Below are 20,450 nucleotides of genomic sequence, written 5' to 3'. Positions count from 1 at the left end.
TAAAAACCTTGCCTGTATGGCTAATACCTGAAAAAGGGATAGAAAGCCTTAGCCAAGGCGGGCTTCTTTTCTTTCAAATCTTGCCTGCATGGCTAATGCATGGTGAAACATTGTTTATCTTTGTCTGACAGTTCGGACAGGTCTGACGCATACAATTTCCCTCGTACCAATACATCCAAACCTCACCTGCATGGCTAATGCCCTGTATGGCTAATAATCTTCAATAGGGTTGGGGACAAGATTTTCTACAGATATAAAAGATTTTTATTTCCATATATCTTAGATAAGGTATTAATATCATTTTTGGGTTGTAGTAATAGGTAGATATTTATTCAGAGATGATATTCTTAGATTTCAGTTAGTTTTTAAATGTATGTTAGTATATCTTACATACATTAAGGAAAAAGGTTTTTACTTATGTCAAAATGGGTGCGAATCATAATATTCGCAATCATATTTATTTTGCTGGTATCTGTATTGATTTTTCATTATAACCCATTAGTGTCTATATTAAAAATCACAGCATTAAATAATAAAATAGGGCATAATGAGGATAACTATTATAAAGAATTAATACGGGTAGCCTTATCTGCTCTTGAGGATGACCCACTTGTATATTATGAAAGCACAAAGAAGTTGATTAGAGAGGCGAGTGTGGAAATTGAGAAGCGGAAGGACACTTCAACAGAAGCAGACTTTATACTGGCAGTGCAATATATAAGAGAACGAGAATTCACAACTGCATTTAATAAATTGTATGGGGTGCTCAATAAAAATCCTGATTGGTGCGAGGCTTATTGTTATCTTGGCTATATAGGGTTTAAATACTCTATTTCTACCTTCGAGGCATGTGAAACTTATTTACAACAAGCCATAAATTGCAACCCAAACAAGGCGAGATATTACTCTTTTTTAGCAACATTGTATCGAAATGAGTTCAACAATACGGAGGATAAAAAGTACCTCGAATTAGCAAAACAAAACTTTGAAAAGGCTATTCAGATAGACCCAGAAGATATAAACGCCTATAACAATTATGCAAACTTTTTAGTAGAAACTGGTGATTATGACAAAGCAGAACTCTACTACAAAAAAGCGATAGAAATTTTCCCAAATCATGGCAAACCATACTACAATTTGGCATGTCTTAAATCTATTCAGGGAGATGCGGATACCGCTATAAAATACTTAAAACAGGCATTGGACAAAAACCCTAATTTTAGATATGATGCAAAAAATGACCCCGATTTTGATTCAATACGGAATACCCCACAATTTAAGGAGCTAATTTATAATTACTACGGGAGTACTGATAAAAATCAATCTTTGAAAGATTCAGTCAGGTAAAACAGATTAATCACAATAGAATTTTTTAGGAAAAAGACAAATTTATGGATAATTTATTTCCCTCTTAAAAATCTCCAAATTCGTGATAAAAAACCTCTTCTCCTTCTGCTTATCCTTATACTTCTTTGTTTTTCTAACGAGTCCGAAAGATTCTTCCTCCTGATGGTGCTTTCCAATTGGAAGTTGGCTAAAAATTCCTTCTTCGATAATATATGAAGTTGCTCAATTTGTTTTTGAATGTGCTGATGGTTAGCTAATATTTTAAGGCATGTGTCACATTCGTAAAGGTGTTTTTCTACCTCCAACATGTGTAATGCATTCACTTCGTTATCCAAATAAAGAGATAAATATTGATAAGTAATTTCGCACAAAGAATCATTTATTTGAAATGGCATCGGGGGTTTGTCTGACAATAATGAGCGTAATAACTCTCTCGCTTCTGTTAACAAAGAATTTATTTCATCCCGATGATGAAATGTAATCGTTTCTAAATCTCGGTATGAAAGATTTTCTTTTACCTTTAATAAGTAAAGAAATCGTTGTTCAGAAGAAAGCTGTTTTAATGTGTGGATTAAATTATTTGATACGACAAGGTCATTTCCGCATTGTGGACAGAATGTTTTACGTTTATCATTAAGTTCATTAATGACACTCTGAGCATTAGAAAACAACGCTATTTTTGGCGTCAATAGAGTGGGTGAGTTTGCTTGTTCACAAGTCAGGTCTAAAATTTGGTGGATTTTTTCAAAAATTTGCGTGTCATTAATTCCCTCCTCAAACCAAAGTATCTCATAAAGAGTTAATCCATACTGGTGTACAAGTTCATGGCATAAATCATAAGGAATCTTTACATGTGTAGTCTGTATGGGTGTTGTGAGACCTTTCTCTGTTGTGTGAGTATCAGGAATCATTTTTATGTTAGCTCCTCTTATATGATATTTTACATTATAAACGACTCAAAAGTGAAAATTATGCAATAAAGAAAGAGAATGTTTTACGTATGAAATATTTAGCCTTTTTAGAAAAATTTAAACAACCTCCTCGTGAGTATTCAGTAATGCCTTTTTGGTTTTTAAATGATGAATTAGAGGAGGGAAAAATTCAAGAATGTTTAAATGATTTTATTGACCATGGTGTTTATGGAGTTGTTCCACATCCACGTATAGGTTTACCAGAATCTATCGGATTTATGTCGGAGCGATGGCTCTATTTTCTGAGGATAATCATTGAGTTTGCCCATAGTCATGAGATGAAAGTTATTCTTTATGATGAGGGTATGTATCCTTCTGGTTCATGTGCGGGGCAAGTAGTTCAGAAAAATCCAAAGCATTCAGCAAGGGCTTTAATACGACGCTTAAAGGGTAAAGAGCCATTAAAGGAGGGAGAAGAAATTATTTTTGCCGATGATAAATATGACTATATTCATACTCGTTCAATGGGCACAATACGTGGTGTCCATTTTGGAACTGATGATGGAGACCCAGGAGCCCCACCAGCAGGTGATATATTAAATCCTGAGGCTGTGGCAAGTTTTATCGAGTTAGTCCATGAAAAGTATTATTCTGAATTTAAAGAATATTTTGGGAATACAGTCATAGGTATTTTTACAGACGAACCAAACCCACTTGGGAGAAAACCAATTAAAGATGCACAACCATGGACATGGGGAATGCTTGATTTTATCTCAGATTATCTTGGCTATGATTTTAAACAATATATTCCTATGCTGTGGGACAAAGAAACGGCTGAAACGCAGAAAATTAGAAAAGATTATTACAAGGCGGTTCAGAAAAGATTAGAGATTGCATTTTATAAACCTTGTAGTGATTGGTGTGAAACACACAACATTGCTCTGACAGGGCATCCCAAAAGTCCAATGGATATACATACACTTAAATATTTTCATATCCCTGGCCAAGATATTGTGTGGCGATGGGTAGAACCATTTAAAGAAAATAGTATCGAAGGTCCTGAGTCTACAGGACCTAAAGGGAGTGCATCGGCAAAGATACACCATCGACGTAAGCGAAATCTAAATGAATGTTTTGGTGCTTATGGCTGGAATCTTACATATGAAGAGATGGAATGGTTAACAGGTTGGCTTTTAGTTCGAGGGGTGGATTTGCTTGTTCCCCATGCTTTTTATTATTCAATAAAAGGTCCCCGTAGAGATGAGCGTCCACCAGATGTAGGTCCAAATAATATATGGTGGAACACTTATAAAAAATATGCTGACAAGTGCGGTAGACTCTGCTGGTTTATTGCTGATGGGAATGCGGTGGCAGATGTCGCTATATTAGCTGATGTTGAATTTTTACCATGGAATTCTGCTCGTATTCTTTACGAGAATCAAATTGATTTTTTCTATCTTGACATAGAAACGCTCATGAGAGAAGATGTGATCGTATCGGGGGAAGATATCCAGATTGATGGGGCAAAATATCATTTATTAGTTATTGATGGCATTGAACAAATTGAAGAGAAGCTTATTCGAAAATTGGAGCCACTAAATAAAAATAGAAAGGTTGTTACTTATAAAAAAAGATTGTCACACATTTTGAACCATGCGGGGACTGACAAAGCATTATTGAATTTTATTCGTAATAAAATTCAACCCGATATTTTATTATATCCGCCAACCCCTTCAATACGTTATTACCATGCAAAACATGGGGATATTCATGGATATCTATTTTTTAATGAGGGGAAAGATGAAGTTAATACAAAAATTAGTGTTCGTGAAAAAGGGAAATGGATATGGTTAGACCCGAATTCTGGCGATGTGAAACCGATTCAACCTCCAAATAATCTAATATTAAATTCAGGCGAGATGATGTTATTACTTATCGTTTCGGAAGATGAAATTCAATCTTAATAGGAATTAGATGGTGTTAGGACTTACATTTTTTGACTGGCTGGCAGTTATTTTGTATTTCGTAATTATTTCGGGAGTGGGTCTATGGTTTGCGAAAAATATTCGCAATACACACGACTTTTTTATGGGAGGTAATCGATTCGGTAAGGTTACAATGGTATTTTTTTCCTTCGGAGCAGGTACCAGCGGAAATGATGCGGTTGGCGTTTCCTCAAAAGTCTATACCAATGGAATTTCTGGTATTTGGTATCAATGGTTATGGTTGTTCTGTACCCCTTTTTATTGGCTTATTCCACCGATATTAAGGCGGATGCGTATTTTAACGATGGGCGATTACTTTGAAGCCCGTTTCGGTTCTGGAGTTGGTGCATTATATGCAATTGTAGGGGTGTTGCAACTAACAGTAAATATTGGAGTTATACAATTAGGAGCAAGTGCTACTATTGAAGCACTCACTAACGGAGCCATACCGAAGTATATCTCCGTTTTTTTTATGAGTGCTATATTTATTCTATATGGAGTGGCAGGTGGTTTAGGTGCAGCAATCATCACAGATTTCATCCAAGGGATTTTAACCGTTATTTTCTCTTTTATGTTGCTTCCATTAGTGCTTTATGCAGTTGGTGGATTAGATGGCTTGCGGGATAAAGTGAGTAATCCAGATTTGTTAAAAATTGTTGCTCCTGGAGAGATTAACCTTTTTTATGTCATAGTTCTTTGTTTTAATGCATTAGTCGGTGTTGTAACGCAACCGCATATCTTAGGTAATTGTGCAGCAGGCAAAACGGAAATGGATGGTCGGGTTGGACTTACAGGGGGGAACCTGTTGAAACGATTTTGCACTATTGCATGGGCTTTCACAGGACTATGTGCAATTGCTTTATATCCGAATTTAACAGGCAGGCAAACAGACCAGGTATTTGGAATGATAGCAAGGGATTTCCTGCCGACCATTGCTCCAGGTCTTTTAGGGTTATTTATTTCTGCATTAATTGCGTCTGTAATGTCCTCTTGTGATGCCTTCATGGTATCGTCATCCGCACTATTTACACAAAATTTATATCGCCGATATTGGATTAAAAACAAAACAGAAGAACACTATATTATGGTAGGTAGGGTAATATCAATAGTCATTGTGATTGTGGGGATACTATTTGCTTTAAAAGTGCCAAACGTCCCGAGAGGACTTGAAATATTCTTTTCATTACAAGCCATGATGGGACCTATCTTTTGGTTAGGTTTATTCTGGCGACGAACAACATCAAAAGCGGCATGGGCTTCTACATTAGGAAGTTTCACTGTTTTTACCATCACTTCACTTCCCTTTTTTCAACAATGGGCAGTGGCAAACTTACCTGAATTTATGATTTGGCAGGATAAATTACGACTTTCGTGGCAAATGACGTTCTATCTTGCCACTGGATTTTCTCTTGGAATCATTGTAAGTCTTGTCACACATCCAGTGCCAGAGGAAAAGTTAAATCGAATCTATACTTGTATATATACCCCTGTAAAACCTGGGGAAAAACATATCGCTCCATTTACACTTCCGCCCGATGTTTTACCTGAGCCTCCAAAAAAATTGCTACCCTTTAAAAATATTGAAATTCCTTATCCTTCTCGTGTAGGAATGCTTGGCTTTATCTTTGTTTGGATTATTGTTATTAGTTTAATTTTATTTGTTAATAGTATTGTTTAATAACGAACCCTGACTTATCTATTCTCTGACTGATTTTGAGTAGATGTTTCCTCTTTCTCCAAAATGACAAGAAAGTCACTGTAACTTCCCCCATGATTAGGAGTAACAGATACTACTTTCCACCCTTGTTGTAAAAGACGGTCTAAATCGAATTTTCCCCGACCATTTGATTCAATAATAATAGAAGTCTGCATACATTTTCCTCCACTTAAATCGCCTTTTTTAATTTAAAAACCGATATTTTATGGCGAGAATGATACCTAAAATAATTTAAAGAGAACAAATTTACATCTCAAATTAAAGGCACTTCCCTCGTTGGGATGTAGTATATGTATCCTATTTGTTAGTAAAGCATCATCACCTAATAAGCAGGACATAGTTATTTTACTACTGAATACACTTTTCATACCCTTTGAATCGGTATTTACTTCGGGATTTCATACATCTTTTCTAAAGAAGAGGCAGATATAGAAGGTCCAAAAGGTTTAAGGGTAGATTGAGTATATAACTCTTGAAGTTTCTGCTCATGTTTGGGACTGATTTTAGCATAACTCAATAGGGAAATTGAAACATCCATTTGCTCTAAATTGGTATAGTTTAACCTTTGTGATAGTTTATTATTGTTTAACATCACAGGATGTTCAATTTCTCCCATGTATCTTCTAAGCAAATGCTCAAGTTTTTCACTTGTCAGAATATTTTCAGGTAATGGGGCTGTTTTGTGATAATCTACAAAGCTGTCTGGGGACAATGACCATTCAAGTTTTGTATGTCCAGCTACAGGAGTAGGTGGACCTTCATCAAGGTAAACGAGGGACCATTGTTTTGTTTTGCTCCATGGTTTATCTACTTTCTTAGGACCGACCTTTGGTTTCAGTTTACTATTTACAATCATTCCACGTGTTATTTCATAACTGTTCTCTTGTGGGGTTAGCAGAAAAATTTCATAGTTATCCTTTGGTATTAATTCCTCAAATACTTTCTTTGCTTGTGAACAGAATTCAAGTTTATCAAAATCACGAGTAAATCCTTGGGGAAATTGTGAATAATCAGGTTGGCGAATGTAATCTCGTGTCATTTGTTCAATAGGGACTAACATATCACCTGTGGCACAGGTGATAAGGGTGAAATTTGTAATAAGGGATAAGTAAGAAATTGGGCTTAAATAATACCAACATTCATGGTTTAGATCCCGTGGAAAATATTTGTAACACATGTCTGCTAATCCGATGACGGATGATAAAACTGGCATAGGGGCTTGGTCCAAAGGTAGACCAACCCCAGCCCCTTCTCGATTCGCTTCAAAGTAGGCAAAATTATATGCCCAGTTTACTACAGGCACATCAGCGTGAGTAGCAATTACGGGGAACAAATCAGCACTCATTGCTAATGCCATATATCCACCTTGACTGCCCCCATCAATTAATATATGTGTTGTATCTACAATAGGTAAACGCTTCACCCATTGAATTATTGCTCGTGCCAAGTTATATCCATTACCTAAAGCCGCATCAATAGGTGATTCTCCATTTGGTGGTGTATAAACTGCAGTAGAAACAATCCATCCTTTTTTTGCCCACTTTTTTGCCCCTGAGACGTCTTTCTCATAGTGTACATGGCAGAACATAGGTAGTTTGTGTTTTTTCTTCAATTCTTTCATCGGAATAACAAGGCGAGCAAGACCTGTTTTGTCATCCCTTTCAATACCTATATAAGGGACACGTGCAGTAATTATTTGGTAATCCCAATCATTTTTTACAGAAACAATAGTAACACCGTTTTCAAGTCCCGTTTCACTTTGAATAGCTGGCTCTTGTGAAGACGAGCAAATAGAAAGGGTAAAAAGAGTGGCAAATAAAATACAGGTTAATAATAGTGAAATTCTATATGTTTTTCTCATAACAAATCCTCTATAAAGGTTTTATTCGTATGTTTCTAAAGCCACAATGATTCCCGTGGTCTGTTAATCCTATAAATCCTTTTCTTAATCTATATTTTAATTCTTCCACGTCGTCAAAATTTACATCTTGAACAACCTGACCATTGAGGGTTACTTTCACATAAGGTCCATTACAAATGATTTCAAGGTCATTCCATTGCCCTTCAGGTTTCATTGCTTTCACTTTGGGTGGTATTACTTTGTAGATAGCCCCTGTAGTATCATCAGTAAGTTCTGTTTTATCACTATCGCCAAGAATTTGGACTTCAAAACCAATTTTTGAGGCTCTACTTCCACGTGGAGCACGAACCCATACCCCAGTATTGCCATTTTTCTCCATCATAATCCATTCTAACCGAAGTACAAAATTATCATATCTATTACAAGACATTAATGCTTTGCCACCTTTCTCTTTCCATTCTATAAACCCTTCTGGATTTACAGCAAAAGTCTTATGATTATCTCCTAAATACCACCAGCCGTTTAAGGTTTTCCCATCAAATAAAGGAATAAAACCTTCCTTTCTCTCTTCTTCGCTTAATATATTGATGGCTGTCGTCATATCAATATCACTACATGGAGTAATCTTTGCGAAAGCTGATTCGACTGAATTTAAATTTTCTTGAGAAAATGGGAGAATAAAATGGATGGTATCCATTTGTTTCTCAGGCAGAGCTGTAAATACTAAGTTTGGTGTAAGAGTTCTAGATAAGTTTGAATCTTTTGCTAAAATTAGGTCCGAATTTTCATTAGAAATAATAGTCCAATTCTTATTTATCTTTTTTAATGATTTCACCCATTCTTTTGAATAAAGCCCATCGACCCAATAAATTATATTTAACATCGTCTTAAAATTTTGTCGAAGGGTACCTATGAGAGGTTCTTTTTTATGAGGCTTATTATTTGGTGCGATTCTAACAATAACAGTCATATATTGGTCTTTGGCTCGGTCAGCATAAGATTTTATAGTCTCTATCATTTTTATATCGACATTTGTATCGTCAGGGTCCTTCAAAATATCCATCGCTATTGAATTGCCACCGACCTCTGCAATACTTGCCAATAATGGCACCATTGTCTTTAGTTCAGCACCCTTTTGAGCAGTATCGGGAACATAGAAAGCTCTCAAGAGATATGTCTCCTTCCCACGATAAAGAATCCCTCTCTTCATATGGAAATCTCTATCACCATAGACAATAGGGTAGCAAGACGTATTTAGAGAAAACATACATACTAGAAGTAAAATAGTTAAGATAACTTTTTTAAGATTCATTTTTTGTTCCTTTTAAATTGGAGTTTATTATTTCACGTAATACATTATATGACTTTAAAGCATGTCCTGAATGAAATGATATATATTTACATAAGATAGATAATATTCTATTAAAATAGGAATCCTTGTCAAAATCTAAGGTTGTTGTTAAGGGATTTTCTATTTGTTTCAATTGTTGTAGTAATTCTAAATCACTCTTTTGAAGTCTATAATCTGGATGACAATTGGGACACACTGTCCCCCCTTGCCATGAAAAGTAGGGTGATGAAGGTAACGATTTCCCACAGCGAATGCAACAGTCTAACTGGGGTTCAAGTCCACTATGTACTAAAATTTGCCAAAGATGCCAGCATGTTAAAAATGTTAATGTGACAGGATTATCTGTATCTAATTTAATATGTTCGAATGCTGTGTATACTTGATGATATGTCGTAACTGCGTTTTGCTCAATTTCTACAAAGTTGAACGCTGTTTCTAAGACAATACTTGCTAAAATCTGTTTATGAATATCGTTCTTTATTTCTGGATAGCCATCCAATAAAACAACATCTGTGATTATTTGAACCTCACGTGTGGGTTTCCATGTATATTGAACATCTATACGATTCAGACGGTCTAATGTAAAAATCCACGGATTATTCTTTCTTTTTAACCCCTTTGCAATGCAAGATAATTTCCCATGATGGGCTGTCAAAATTTGAATAATTTTGCTTGTTTCCCCATAGTCAAATAAATGGACGACAAATGCTTCTGTCTGATGTGTAGACATAATCTTTTGATTAATTATTATGTGAAAAATCGAAAAAGACGGTAATCTTTTTTGCCAAGCCGAATAACAAGCAATTTTCCACCAAGAAGATGATTCTCATTTAACCTTAAGTTCTCGTCGGACACTCTTTCATTATTAAGATAAAGACCACCATTTTTAACAAGTCGTCTCCCTTCACCCCGACTTTCTAATACTCCTGAATTTACAAGGAGATCCAAGATTGGACGATTTTCTTGAATGTAACTTATAGGCATTTCTGCATTAGGGATATCACTAAAAACATCCTCCAAAACAGAAAGTTCTAATTGATGAAGGTCGCCACCAAACATAGCCTCACTTGCACGGATAGCATTTTGCAGAGCGGTCTCACCATGCACCATTCTTGTTACCTCTGCGGCTAATGCTTTCTGAGCAGTGCGTTTATGTGGCTCTGTTTGTATTTGTTCTTCTAATGTTCGTATCTCTTTTTGGGAGAGTAAAGTAAAGTATTTTAAGTATTTTGGTGTGTCTGCATCTGCTTGATTTATCCAGAACTGATAGAAACGATATGGAGTTGTCTTATTAGGGTCGAGCCATACATTTCCAGACTCAGTTTTCCCAAATTTTGTTCCGTCTGCTTTGGTCACCAACGGCAATGTTAGTCCATACGTTTCTTTTCCAAGAAGTCTTCGTGTTAACTCCATGCCAGAGACTATATTACCCCATTGGTCAGAACCACCAATCTGAAGTCTACAATCATAATGCTCACACAAATAGAGGTAATCGTAAGATTGAAGCAGACAATATGTAAATTCTGTATAAGAAATCCCATGTTCACGGTCTTCAAGTCTTTGCCGTATTGCATCTTTAGAAAGCATTACATTAACGCTAAAATGTTTTCCTATATCCCGTAAAAAATCAAGTAATTTCAGTTCACATAACCAATCTGCATTATTAACCATAATTGCAGGATTTTGTCCCTCGAAGGAAATAAAATGGGATAATTGTTCCTTTATACATTGTGCATTCCTTTCAACATCCTCTTTACTCTGGAGTTGTCTTTCTTCCTTCTTTCCACTTGGGTCTCCGATAAGACCAGTTCCACCTCCAATTAATACGATAGGTTTGTGTCCCCACCGCTGAAAATGAACCAACCCCATTATAGGCAAAAGGCTACCTATATGTAAACTGTCAGATGTAGGGTCAAAACCACAATATAAATTAAATTTCTCCGTAGATAGTTTTTCCGTCAATTCCGGATGGGTAATCTGATGCACCATACCACGCCACTGTAATTCATCAAATAAGGTCTTACTCATCATGTATTAAGTCCCTTCGTTTAAAAGTGAACCTCAATTGTTAAAATCAGTTATAATATGATATTCAGAAAATTAAAAAGATTATAACAGTTTTTTGATTGGCTTTGGAATTGGATTTGAATTGTGGTTAGATTCCTCTAATTAAGAACATAGGAAAAATGTTGACAAAAGCCATTAAAAAATTATACTATTTAATAGATTATTTAATAACAATATATTAAGGAATAACTTGAAGTTAAAAACAAGAACATGAAGATAATGAGCAATATTTTTAATGAGACTTTTTATAGGTATAATGTGCTTTAATAAATGATAAACAAGATAGGAATGGATGTATGTTAAAAAGATTTGCTTTATCTATGGCAATTACGTTGGTAGTAGTTTCTTTGATATTTGCTATATCTGGATGTAAACCGAAACCTGCTGATAAAAAACCTGTTGCTCAATTTTCAGCGACACCGCTTGATGGAAATGAACCTCTGGTTGTTCAATTTACAGACCTTTCCGTTTCCGAGAGTTCACCAATTGTATCATGGTATTGGGATTTTGGAGATGGAGAAACAAGTAACCTTCCCAATCCTATTAAGACTTATTACCACAATCCAAAAGATGCGAATAACCCGAGTTTCTATACAGTAACATTGAAGATTACAACAGGAATAGGAATTGCGGAACAGAGGAAAGAAAATTATATAAGGGTTAATCCAGGAACAACATTTACAATTATTGACCCCAATAAAACACCTTATTCTGGTGTTGTCTCAGGGTATGGTGTTACAATTACGGTTCCCCAAGGGGCACTTACTGAAAAAACGACATTTAGCATTTATGAAACAAAAGAGGCAAAACAAATAAACTTTTATGAACCCATAGAATTAGTTTCACCTTTTTATAGAATTGCTCACGATGCAAAAGAAGAAAATTTATTTGCAAAAAGTGGTGAAAAAATTGTATCCAGCACACTGGAAATACCTTTATTTAACGGCGAAGCGGAAAGAACGGAACGACCTGCAAATAGATATTTAATAATTGCTTTGTTAGAAGATGGTTCTATGGTTCCTGTCCTTGCGGAAAAACGGAATAATACTGCTTTTGCAAGGGTTACAGGTTTGCCTCACTCCGCCATTTACGTAGTTGCTTTCTTTCCCTATGCCTCTATTATCGATGTTCAAATACCTCTTCCAGAAGGGGAGGAACCTCCTGAACACCCATGGAACCTAAATTGGCGAATTTTTGGCTCTGTTCCTGTTATAAAACAATTAGTAGCTTTAGATAAGGGTGACATGGAAAATCCAAATACATTTTACAATGAAAACTTCTCAGATGAAGTAGCATATAATACACTTAACGAAATTGCTAAACGTTTGGGAGCAGTATTTGTAGAGTACGTGCTCTCAGGAATAAGAAATCCTATTTTAGTAGACCATGATGGCGCCTATGGATTAGTCTTCTTTAATATGAATTTGCAGTATACTTCTGAATATGAAGATTTTTACCAGTTATCAGTTGCTAATCGTCAATTTGGGAATATTGTTATTGACCCAAAACAACTATTAATGGTCTCTATTCATAATGCAATTGTAGCCTTGAACGATAAAGAAAATAAGGATATTAAACAAAAATATACACCATACAATATTTTTTCCCAATATCTATTTTATTCATGCTTTGATAATTATAAATTACCAGAAGTGTTAATGCCTGACCCCACAGATATTGATGCATTAGGAAGTGTAAGAAAAGTATCTTACTTTAAAGGATTAAAAGAATCTTCAGCAGTTTATCTTGGACAGCATGCGGACCGTGTTGTGGCTGAGTTTAATGATTCCTCAAAAAGGGTAGGTAAAAGCGAAGATAATTCTGTTCAAACTTGGGCACGCTCATTCAGTGAAAGTGAATTTTATGACTTGACGCAGACACTATTTCAGCCGATTGCAATGAATAAAAAAAGATATTATAACGCGGGTCAAGAATTCTGGGCTTATTTGGAAAAGAAATTATCAGATACTCCAACAATTGGCATTATTGGTGTTCTAATTCAGGAATTAGAAAAAGTATTTAAGAACGAACTAAAGCCTCAACAAACCGTTACCTATGAATTGGCAACTCTCCTTTCCTATAAGGCTTTGGATACTATTATTTATGAGGCAACTGATGATACTGAAAGATTGTCGGAGTTATACTGGTATTTTGTTCGTGGACGGGCATTAGAAAAATTCGACGAAACAATCCTGCGTGTTTCTGACAAGGAACGTGAAATATTTGTCCCAAATGAATCTCAGTTCTTAGATACAGGCATTCCCGAACGTAAATGTCCTGCACCTACAGATAAAATATTTATCAATCCGACTTATGTGTCTGAATTACAGAGTATCTTACCCTTGTCTTCACGAATTGTAAAAATAAACATAAATCCATTATCCGCAAAAGTTCAAGTTATCCTAAATCCAAAAGCATGGACTGCTGATGATAATGGTTATAGCTTAAAATTTGCTGTGTACCATCCAGCAAAAAAGAAAGTATATACATTGGATGCTAATGGGATAGACACGGACAAGGATGGAGTCTTAGATACCATCCCTATCCAGAATTTTAAGCCAGATGAAGATGTATGTTTTGATTATATATATCTACTTGTAAGTAATGTGAGTTTAAATAAAGTTAATCCAGTGGATGCAACTATTGATGCAAAGGCACCAGATACATATCCTGAGGACCAAATACTGAAAAAATATGTCGATATTTGTGACCCTTATTATGATTATGAGTTGATTCGTACAGGAACATTCCCCACAGTCGGTCTTTCATCGTATGTGTTGAAAATGACTTCTGGCATTTGGCGAGGTGCACAGGAAGTATATAATCCAGAACCATGGACACATTATGTAACTATAATTGAGCCACCAATAGTTCTGCATGATAAGGCGTTATTAATGGTAACTGGAGGTTCAACAGATACTGAACCTGACCTAACAGATGTAGCTACAATGGTATTCCCTTTCATTTCTGCAACAGGAACTATTGCAGCGGTGGTTAAATCCGTTCCTAACCAACCTCTCGAGTTTGTGGGTGAAACAAGGAAGAGGTCAGAAGATGCCATTATTGCTTACAGCTTTGACAAATATATGGACGCTTATAAAGCAAGGAAAGGCGATATTACTTGGCCAGCATTATTACCTATGGTTCGTACAGCAGTTAGAGCAATGGATACAGTTCAAAAATTTGTTAAAGAGGAAAAACCTGGGAATAAATATGAATTAAATCAATTCGTCATTACAGGAGCATCTAAACGAGGTTGGACTTCATGGTTGACATCTGCTATTGACCCACGGATTTGTGCAGTCATGCCTATCGTTATCGATGTGCTTAATATGCCCCTACAAATTGAGCATCATTACAATTCTTATGGTGGCAAATTCTCACCAGCATTAAAAGACTACGTTGCAATGGGGATATTTGACAGATTGGGTACCCCTGAAGGGGATTCCTTATGGAAGATAGTCGACCCCATTAATTATCTGGATAACCTGCAAATGCCCAAATTGATTGCAAATTCTACAGGAGACCAGTTCTTCCTTCCAGATTCCGCAAAATTCTACTTTAACGAATTAAAACCGAATATCAAACTTGGTAACAATGTTATCTATCCAGAAAATTCTTATCTATACTATGCACCTAATACCGACCATGGACTTGCATCTGGTGAAAGTTTAGGAGTAGATGAAGCGACGTATCGGGCCTTATTGGCATTTTACATCTCTGTAATAAACAATCAAGAACGTCCTAAATTCTTCTGGTGGGTTGAAGAAGACACATCAGAGCCAGATGTAGAGAAGAGAGCTTTCCGTATTCGTCTTGATGCTATCACTCGACCCAAAGAAGTGTTATTATGGCAGGCAACAAATAAAGATGCTCGTGATTTCAGACTAAATACTATTGGGCTTGGATGGACAAGCGAAAAATTAAGGCCATTCTGCCCTGAATGTGGAGGCGATCCAGGATATGCTCCTGAAGCAATACTTGAAATCCCCACATCTGGTGAGAAGTCATATCCAGAAGAAAATGTTAACTCGATAGGTGGACAAGGTATTTTGGGCACTATGGAAAATAACGAAAATCAACGTTGGGTATATCTTGAAGGAACTTATTATCAAATGGGTTATCATTATGGTAGATTATTACAAAATGAAGTATTTGAGATTACCTCGAACATAAATTTATCTTCGCTAAGTGCTGAAGAAAAACAAACCCTAATCCATTTAGCTTCATATATGCCATCGGAGTGGATGGATGTTATTCACGGTATTGCTGATGGTGCGGGCATAAACTATGAACAATTGGTTTGGGCTAATATGCTACAGTGGGATGACGGGATTAAAGTTACAACCAACAATAATACAATTCTTATCTCATCCAATACCGATAACTTAATCTTTTCTGTATGGAAGCCAACACAAAACAATTCTACCTTTGTTTCACTTGCTCCAGTCGGTTTGTTTATTTCAAGTTTGATTGTTAATAATGACGGCGAGGCAATTGCAATAACACCAAATCAGCAAACAGAGGCTGAAAAATGGATAAATAAAATACAATTTACTCTAAACTGGATAAAATCAACTTATCCAATAACACCAACATGTAACACAAATGAGAGTACAGACCTGTTGTATGCAAATAGAAATAACATATACGGGATTACCTTAAAGAACTCTAATATTGATTGTGTTGGGGTTAACAACGATTCCGTAATAGCAAATGAAGAAACCTGGTCTATCAAATATATTCCTTCTTCAGGGTTGATAACTCTTTCTTCTACACATGAGCAAGAAATTAATGTGGCAAAGTTATTAAATGCATTCAATTTATCCGAAGGAGTAGATAATTTAACAGTAGAGCAATTCAAAAATAATAATATACCACTTAAAATTACAAAGTTAGATTCGTCTAATACCTTGGCAAAATCCAGCATTGTAGAAGAAGGTGAAACAGGAGGAGTAGATGGAGAAGAAGAACCTGCCTGTGTATGCGAATTTGAAGAGAATGAAATTATTCCGTATGTGGCAACAGTTCCTGTTCCAAAACAGGGTTGGACTGCCTTCTTTATCCAGGTTAAATTCCCAGGACCAGCACCTTATTCTCCAGAGTTAAAAGACTTAGATTATGTATTTAGCACAAGGGTGGTAATTGTTCCCGATATTTATCCAGACTGATACATAGCAAAATACCCCCACTAATCAATTAAATAGAGAAGTATTTTATTGCATATTACAGAGAAATCACCGAATATCTGCGTCAAACCATTTAATTACTGCCATTAGTCCTTTTGCCCTTCGCAACATAGTTGCTTTGAGACCCTTCTGACGCAGTTTTTCTTTGGCTTCCTGCCTATTCTTTGCTATTACAACTCCACCTATAAAAGACTTCTCAAAATCTCCTTCTGCTCTTATTGCATGGTATTCATAAATAGCCATGCTTCATGCTCCTTTGTTTGGAATTCACATATTCCATAAATTAATTATAGCAAAATTACTTTTATTTGTCTATTTTATTCTTATCTATCTCTTCTACTTTCCGAACAATTTCTGGCAACGTATGCCCAACTGGTCCCTCAATAAAGTAATCCGTAACGGACTCTGTAAAAGGAGTTCTGACCGTATTAAATTCGATTACCACTGCCCCCCATTGTTTAGCAGTATATGGAAGTGATGCCGCAGGATATACCTGTGCAGATGTTCCAATTACCAACATCACCTCACAACTTTTCGCTAATGTTTCACCTGTAAATAATGCCCTCGATGGAATAGGTTCACCAAATAGGACGACATCGGGTTTCATAAATCCACCACATTCGCAACGTGGTGCCCCATGATTTCGATGTGAAAGACTCATTGGCCTTCTTCGTCCACATGCTGGGCAATAAAGGGTTCTTGCATTTCCATGATACTCAATAACAGTATTATTCCCTGCTTCATAGTGCAAATTATCAATATTCTGTGTTATTACCGCTACCAAATGACCAAGTTCTTCCAACTTTGCAAGGGCAATATGTGCCATATTCGGTTTTGCTTTTGAGATAGTCTCCCCTATCTCATAAAACAGTTCCCATACTTTATCTGGATTGTCAATAAAAGCTTCGTACGTAGCATATTCTTCCGGAGGATATTTAGACCATAGCCCACCAGGACTTCTAAAATCAGGAATACCACTTTCCACAGAGATACCTGCCCCTGTTACAGCGACAACATTTTTTGAGTTAGCAATAATTTGGGCTGTTTTCTCCATAATCTCATTCATAACTATGGTTCAATCCTTTCTAATCCATGCATATATGGTTTTAAAACTTCAGGTATAACAACTGTATGGTCAGGTTGTTGATAATTTTCAAGAATAGCAACTACAGTCCTACCTACTGCAAGTCCTGAACCATTTAATGTGTGGACAAATTCAGGTTTTTTATCACGCTTAAAACGAATATTTGCTCTACGTGCTTGAAAATCAGTAAAGTTAGAACAAGAACTAATTTCACGATAACAATTTTGTCCTGGCAACCACACTTCAAGGTCGTATGTCTTGGCTGAAGAAAAACCCAAATCTCCTGTACATAGTGTTACGACCTGATACGGCAACCCTAATAATTGCAATATATGTTCTGCATCATTTGTAAGTTTTTCCAATTCATCCCACGATTCCTCAGGTCTACAAAATTTTACTAACTCTACTTTATTAAATTGATGCTGTCGAATCATACCACGTGTGTCTTTCCCATAAGAACCAGCCTCACTCCTAAAACAAGGGGTATAAGCAACATATTTCAAGGGAAGTTGTTCATTTAGAATAATTTCATCTCTATGAATATTCGTAACAGGAACCTCCGCAGTTGGGATAAGCCATAAATCAAAATTATCAATGCGAAACAGGTCTTCCGCAAACTTTGGAAGTTGTCCCGTTCCTTGCATAGTTGCAGAATTAACCAAAAATGGAGGCAATACTTCTTTATAACCATGTTGTTTTGTATGAACATCCAGCATAAAATTAATAAGAGCCCTCTCTAATAAGGCTCCAATGCCCATAGATAAGGAGAATCGTGTCTTAGCAATTTTAACAGCACGGTCAAAGTCAAAAATATGAAGATATTCCCCTAACTGAACATGGTCCCACGGCTCAAAATCAAAATTGCGTGGTGTTGACCATCTCCTCTCAACTCGATTGTCATTCGAGTCTTTACCGATAGGTAAACTTTCATGAGGAAGATTTGGAATAGTAAGTAATATTTGTTCGATTTGTTCATCTAAACTTTTTAATTCTTCTTCTAACTCTGCAATTTGTTGCTTAATATTACTCATTGATATCAAAAGGTCATCCACATTTTCTTTCTGTTTCTTCTTCTGAGCTATTATTTCCCCAGTACGATTCTGTTCCGCTCTGAGTAATTCACATCTATGTAATTTTTCCCTACGAATACTATCTATTTTCAATAACTCATCGAATCGAATTTCTTTTCCTCTCTTTGCTAATGTATTACGTACAAATTCTAGGTCAGATCGGATTAGACGAATATCAATCATAATTAGCCCTTCCTTTTCATTCCAATGAAATCCCTAAAATGGTTAATATTCTTGTTAGCTCATTGTTCGAAAAATAATTTACTTCTATCTTACCTTTCCCTGAATTTCCATGTTTAATATTCACTCTCGTTCCCAATCTTCTTGATAGTTCCTGTTCAATTTCTATAATATGGGGGTTCTTAATTTTCTTTGGAGTAAGAGGCTTTTTCCTTTCTCCACTTTTAAGTCCCATTACAAGTTGTTCAGTCTGACGAACTGACAAACCATGGTTAATAATTTTGTTGGCAACTTCTATTATGAGTTGTGGAGAATTTAATCCTAATAATGCACGAGCATGCCCCATACTTAACTTTCCATCCACAACAAGCATCTGCACTGCTGATGGAAGCGACAGTAATCGTATAGAGTTAGAAACACTTGAACGGTCTTTACCAATCGTTTCTGCTAATTGTTCCTGAGACCAACCAAAACGCTCCAATATACTTTGATAAGCCTCTGCCTCCTCAATCGGATTTAAGTCTTCTCTCTGAATATTCTCAATTAAGCCCAAAAGTATTGATTCATCATCAGATATGTTCCTGCATAGTGCAGGTATTTCATTAAGTCCCGCAATAATGCATGCACGTAATCGTCGTTCTCCGCATACTAATTCATATTTATCCCCCGATTTGCGGACAATAATAGGCTCCTGTAAACCATGTTTTTTGATAGAGTCTGCCAAACTTTGTAAAGATTCCTCATTAAATGTTTTACGTGTTTGCACCTTGCTCGGCAGAATATTTTGGGGTTGTAATAATAAAATCTGCTCTGATGAAACCTTATTTACATCGGAATCAGCCTTTTCCCCTTCTCCTATTCGAAGAGGTCCAAGTATCGCATCTAAACCTTTTCCTAATGCTTTCTTTTTACTGAAACTCACGGGATAAAATCTCCTTCGTTAGTGCAATGTATGCTTGTGCTCCAATTGATTTGCCATCATAATATATAACAGGCTTCCCATAACTCGGTGCCTCACTTAAAGTTACATTCCTTGGAACAATGGTATTAAACACTAAATTCTCTAAATGTTGCTGAACATCCATCGCAACCTGCTTGGATAAATTGGTGTGTTGGTACATCGTTAAAAGAATTCCTAATATCGTCAAACTGGGATTAAAATTGTCTCGTATTCGTTTGACCGTTTGCAATAGTTCCCCCAATCCTTCCAACGCATAATATTCACACTGTAAGGGAACAATAACTTTATGTGCTGTTACAAGACCATTGATAGTTAAAAGTCCCAAAGCTGGTGGACAATCTATAATAATAAAATCAAAATTCTCAATAATCGCACTTATTTTCTCTCTTAATTTTGATTCCCGATTTTCTATATCCACCAGTTCGACCTCACCTCCAGCCAAATCTCTATTGGACGGAAGTATATATAGATTTTTATATTCTGTCAGTTTTATTGCACTTTCAATAGGAAAACCAAGCAATAACACAGAATAGGTAGTATTTTCCACCGTATACTTATCTATTCCAAGTCCTTGAGTGGCATTGCCCTGAGGGTCAAGGTCAATTAACAACGTTTTATATCCCTCATTGCCAAGGCATGCCGAAATATTTACAGCACTTGTGGTTTTACCGACACCACCTTTTTGATTTGCAAATGCAATAATTATACCCATAATAAACATTCAGTA

At 36.1% G+C, this 20,450-nt stretch carries 15 protein-coding genes; 4 read left to right on the top strand and 11 right to left on the bottom strand.

The genetic code is table 11. The features are described from left to right. The first annotated feature begins 417 nt into the window (after positions 1–417). Positions 418–1,347 carry a tetratricopeptide repeat protein gene (locus PLJ10_10750; GenBank protein HOK10127.1) on the top strand — a complete coding sequence of 310 codons (930 nt, stop codon included), beginning with the start codon at positions 418–420 and terminating at the stop codon, positions 1,345–1,347. Between the two features lie 53 nt (positions 1,348–1,400). Here PLJ10_10750 and PLJ10_10745 read toward each other — a convergent pair whose 3' ends face one another. Then, positions 1,401–2,258 carry a zf-HC2 domain-containing protein gene (locus tag PLJ10_10745; protein HOK10126.1) on the bottom strand — a complete coding sequence of 286 codons (858 nt, stop codon included), beginning with the start codon at positions 2,256–2,258 and terminating at the stop codon, positions 1,401–1,403. An 89-nt stretch (positions 2,259–2,347) separates the two neighbouring features. On the opposite strand from PLJ10_10745, the gene PLJ10_10740 reads away from it, so the two are divergent. Together PLJ10_10740 and PLJ10_10735 are read left to right on the top strand one after the other, a co-directional pair. Then, positions 2,348–4,222, top strand: a complete 1,875-nt coding sequence (locus PLJ10_10740) for a glycosyl hydrolase (protein HOK10125.1) — start codon at positions 2,348–2,350, stop codon at positions 4,220–4,222. Between the two features lie 13 nt (positions 4,223–4,235). Continuing rightward, positions 4,236–5,921 carry a sodium:solute symporter family protein gene (locus PLJ10_10735; protein HOK10124.1) on the top strand — a complete coding sequence of 562 codons (1,686 nt, stop codon included), beginning with the start codon at positions 4,236–4,238 and terminating at the stop codon, positions 5,919–5,921. Between the two features lie 14 nt (positions 5,922–5,935). Here PLJ10_10735 and PLJ10_10730 read toward each other — a convergent pair whose 3' ends face one another. The 5 genes from PLJ10_10730 to tyrS form a co-directional block, all read right to left on the bottom strand. Next, positions 5,936–6,115, bottom strand: a complete 180-nt coding sequence (locus tag PLJ10_10730; GenBank protein ID HOK10123.1) for a hypothetical protein — start codon at positions 6,113–6,115, stop codon at positions 5,936–5,938. A 230-nt stretch (positions 6,116–6,345) separates the two neighbouring features. Beyond that, positions 6,346–7,821: a hypothetical protein gene (locus tag PLJ10_10725; protein HOK10122.1), complete on the bottom strand. Its 1,476-nt coding sequence runs from the start codon at positions 7,819–7,821 to the stop codon at positions 6,346–6,348. Between the two features lie 10 nt (positions 7,822–7,831). After that, complete coding sequence (locus PLJ10_10720; protein ID HOK10121.1) at positions 7,832–8,989, bottom strand: DUF1080 domain-containing protein; 1,158 nt, start codon at positions 8,987–8,989, stop codon at positions 7,832–7,834. A gap of 133 nt (positions 8,990–9,122) precedes the next feature. Then, entirely contained in the window at positions 9,123–9,902 is a 780-nt protein-coding gene (recO, locus tag PLJ10_10715) for a DNA repair protein RecO (GenBank protein HOK10120.1), read from the bottom strand. A gap of 17 nt (positions 9,903–9,919) precedes the next feature. Continuing rightward, complete coding sequence (gene tyrS, locus PLJ10_10710; protein ID HOK10119.1) at positions 9,920–11,203, bottom strand: tyrosine--tRNA ligase; 1,284 nt, start codon at positions 11,201–11,203, stop codon at positions 9,920–9,922. 332 nt (positions 11,204–11,535) lie between these two features. Here tyrS and PLJ10_10705 point away from each other — a divergent pair, with 332 nt between their 5' ends. Beyond that, positions 11,536–16,410 carry a PhoPQ-activated protein PqaA family protein gene (locus tag PLJ10_10705; protein HOK10118.1) on the top strand — a complete coding sequence of 1,625 codons (4,875 nt, stop codon included), beginning with the start codon at positions 11,536–11,538 and terminating at the stop codon, positions 16,408–16,410. A gap of 66 nt (positions 16,411–16,476) precedes the next feature. On the opposite strand, the gene PLJ10_10700 is transcribed toward PLJ10_10705, so the two are convergent. The 5 genes from PLJ10_10700 to PLJ10_10680 form a co-directional block, all read right to left on the bottom strand. Further along, on the bottom strand, positions 16,477–16,671 hold the full coding sequence (locus PLJ10_10700) for a hypothetical protein (protein ID HOK10117.1): 195 nt from the start codon (positions 16,669–16,671) through the stop codon (positions 16,477–16,479). Between the two features lie 61 nt (positions 16,672–16,732). Then, on the bottom strand, positions 16,733–17,494 hold the full coding sequence (locus PLJ10_10695; GenBank protein ID HOK10116.1) for an NAD-dependent deacylase: 762 nt from the start codon (positions 17,492–17,494) through the stop codon (positions 16,733–16,735). Between the two features lie 2 nt (positions 17,495–17,496). Next, positions 17,497–18,765, bottom strand: a complete 1,269-nt coding sequence (gene serS, locus PLJ10_10690) for a serine--tRNA ligase (protein HOK10115.1) — start codon at positions 18,763–18,765, stop codon at positions 17,497–17,499. Between the two features lie 16 nt (positions 18,766–18,781). Beyond that, positions 18,782–19,684 (bottom strand): ParB/RepB/Spo0J family partition protein, encoded by a 903-nt coding sequence (locus PLJ10_10685; protein HOK10114.1) that lies wholly within the window; start codon positions 19,682–19,684, stop codon positions 18,782–18,784. Beyond that, the gene (locus PLJ10_10680) at positions 19,671–20,435 is read right to left on the bottom strand and encodes an AAA family ATPase (GenBank protein HOK10113.1); all 765 of its coding nucleotides are present in this window, start codon (positions 20,433–20,435) and stop codon (positions 19,671–19,673) included. Before PLJ10_10680 ends, PLJ10_10685 begins: the two co-directional genes overlap by 14 nt. Positions 20,436–20,450 lie beyond the last annotated feature (15 nt).

The organism is Candidatus Hydrogenedens sp., assembly GCA_035361075.1.
GTDB lineage: Bacteria > Hydrogenedentota > Hydrogenedentia > Hydrogenedentales > Hydrogenedentaceae > Hydrogenedens.
Note: the sequence above shows the minus strand (reverse complement) of the source record. Positions and strands in the feature narration are given on the sequence as shown.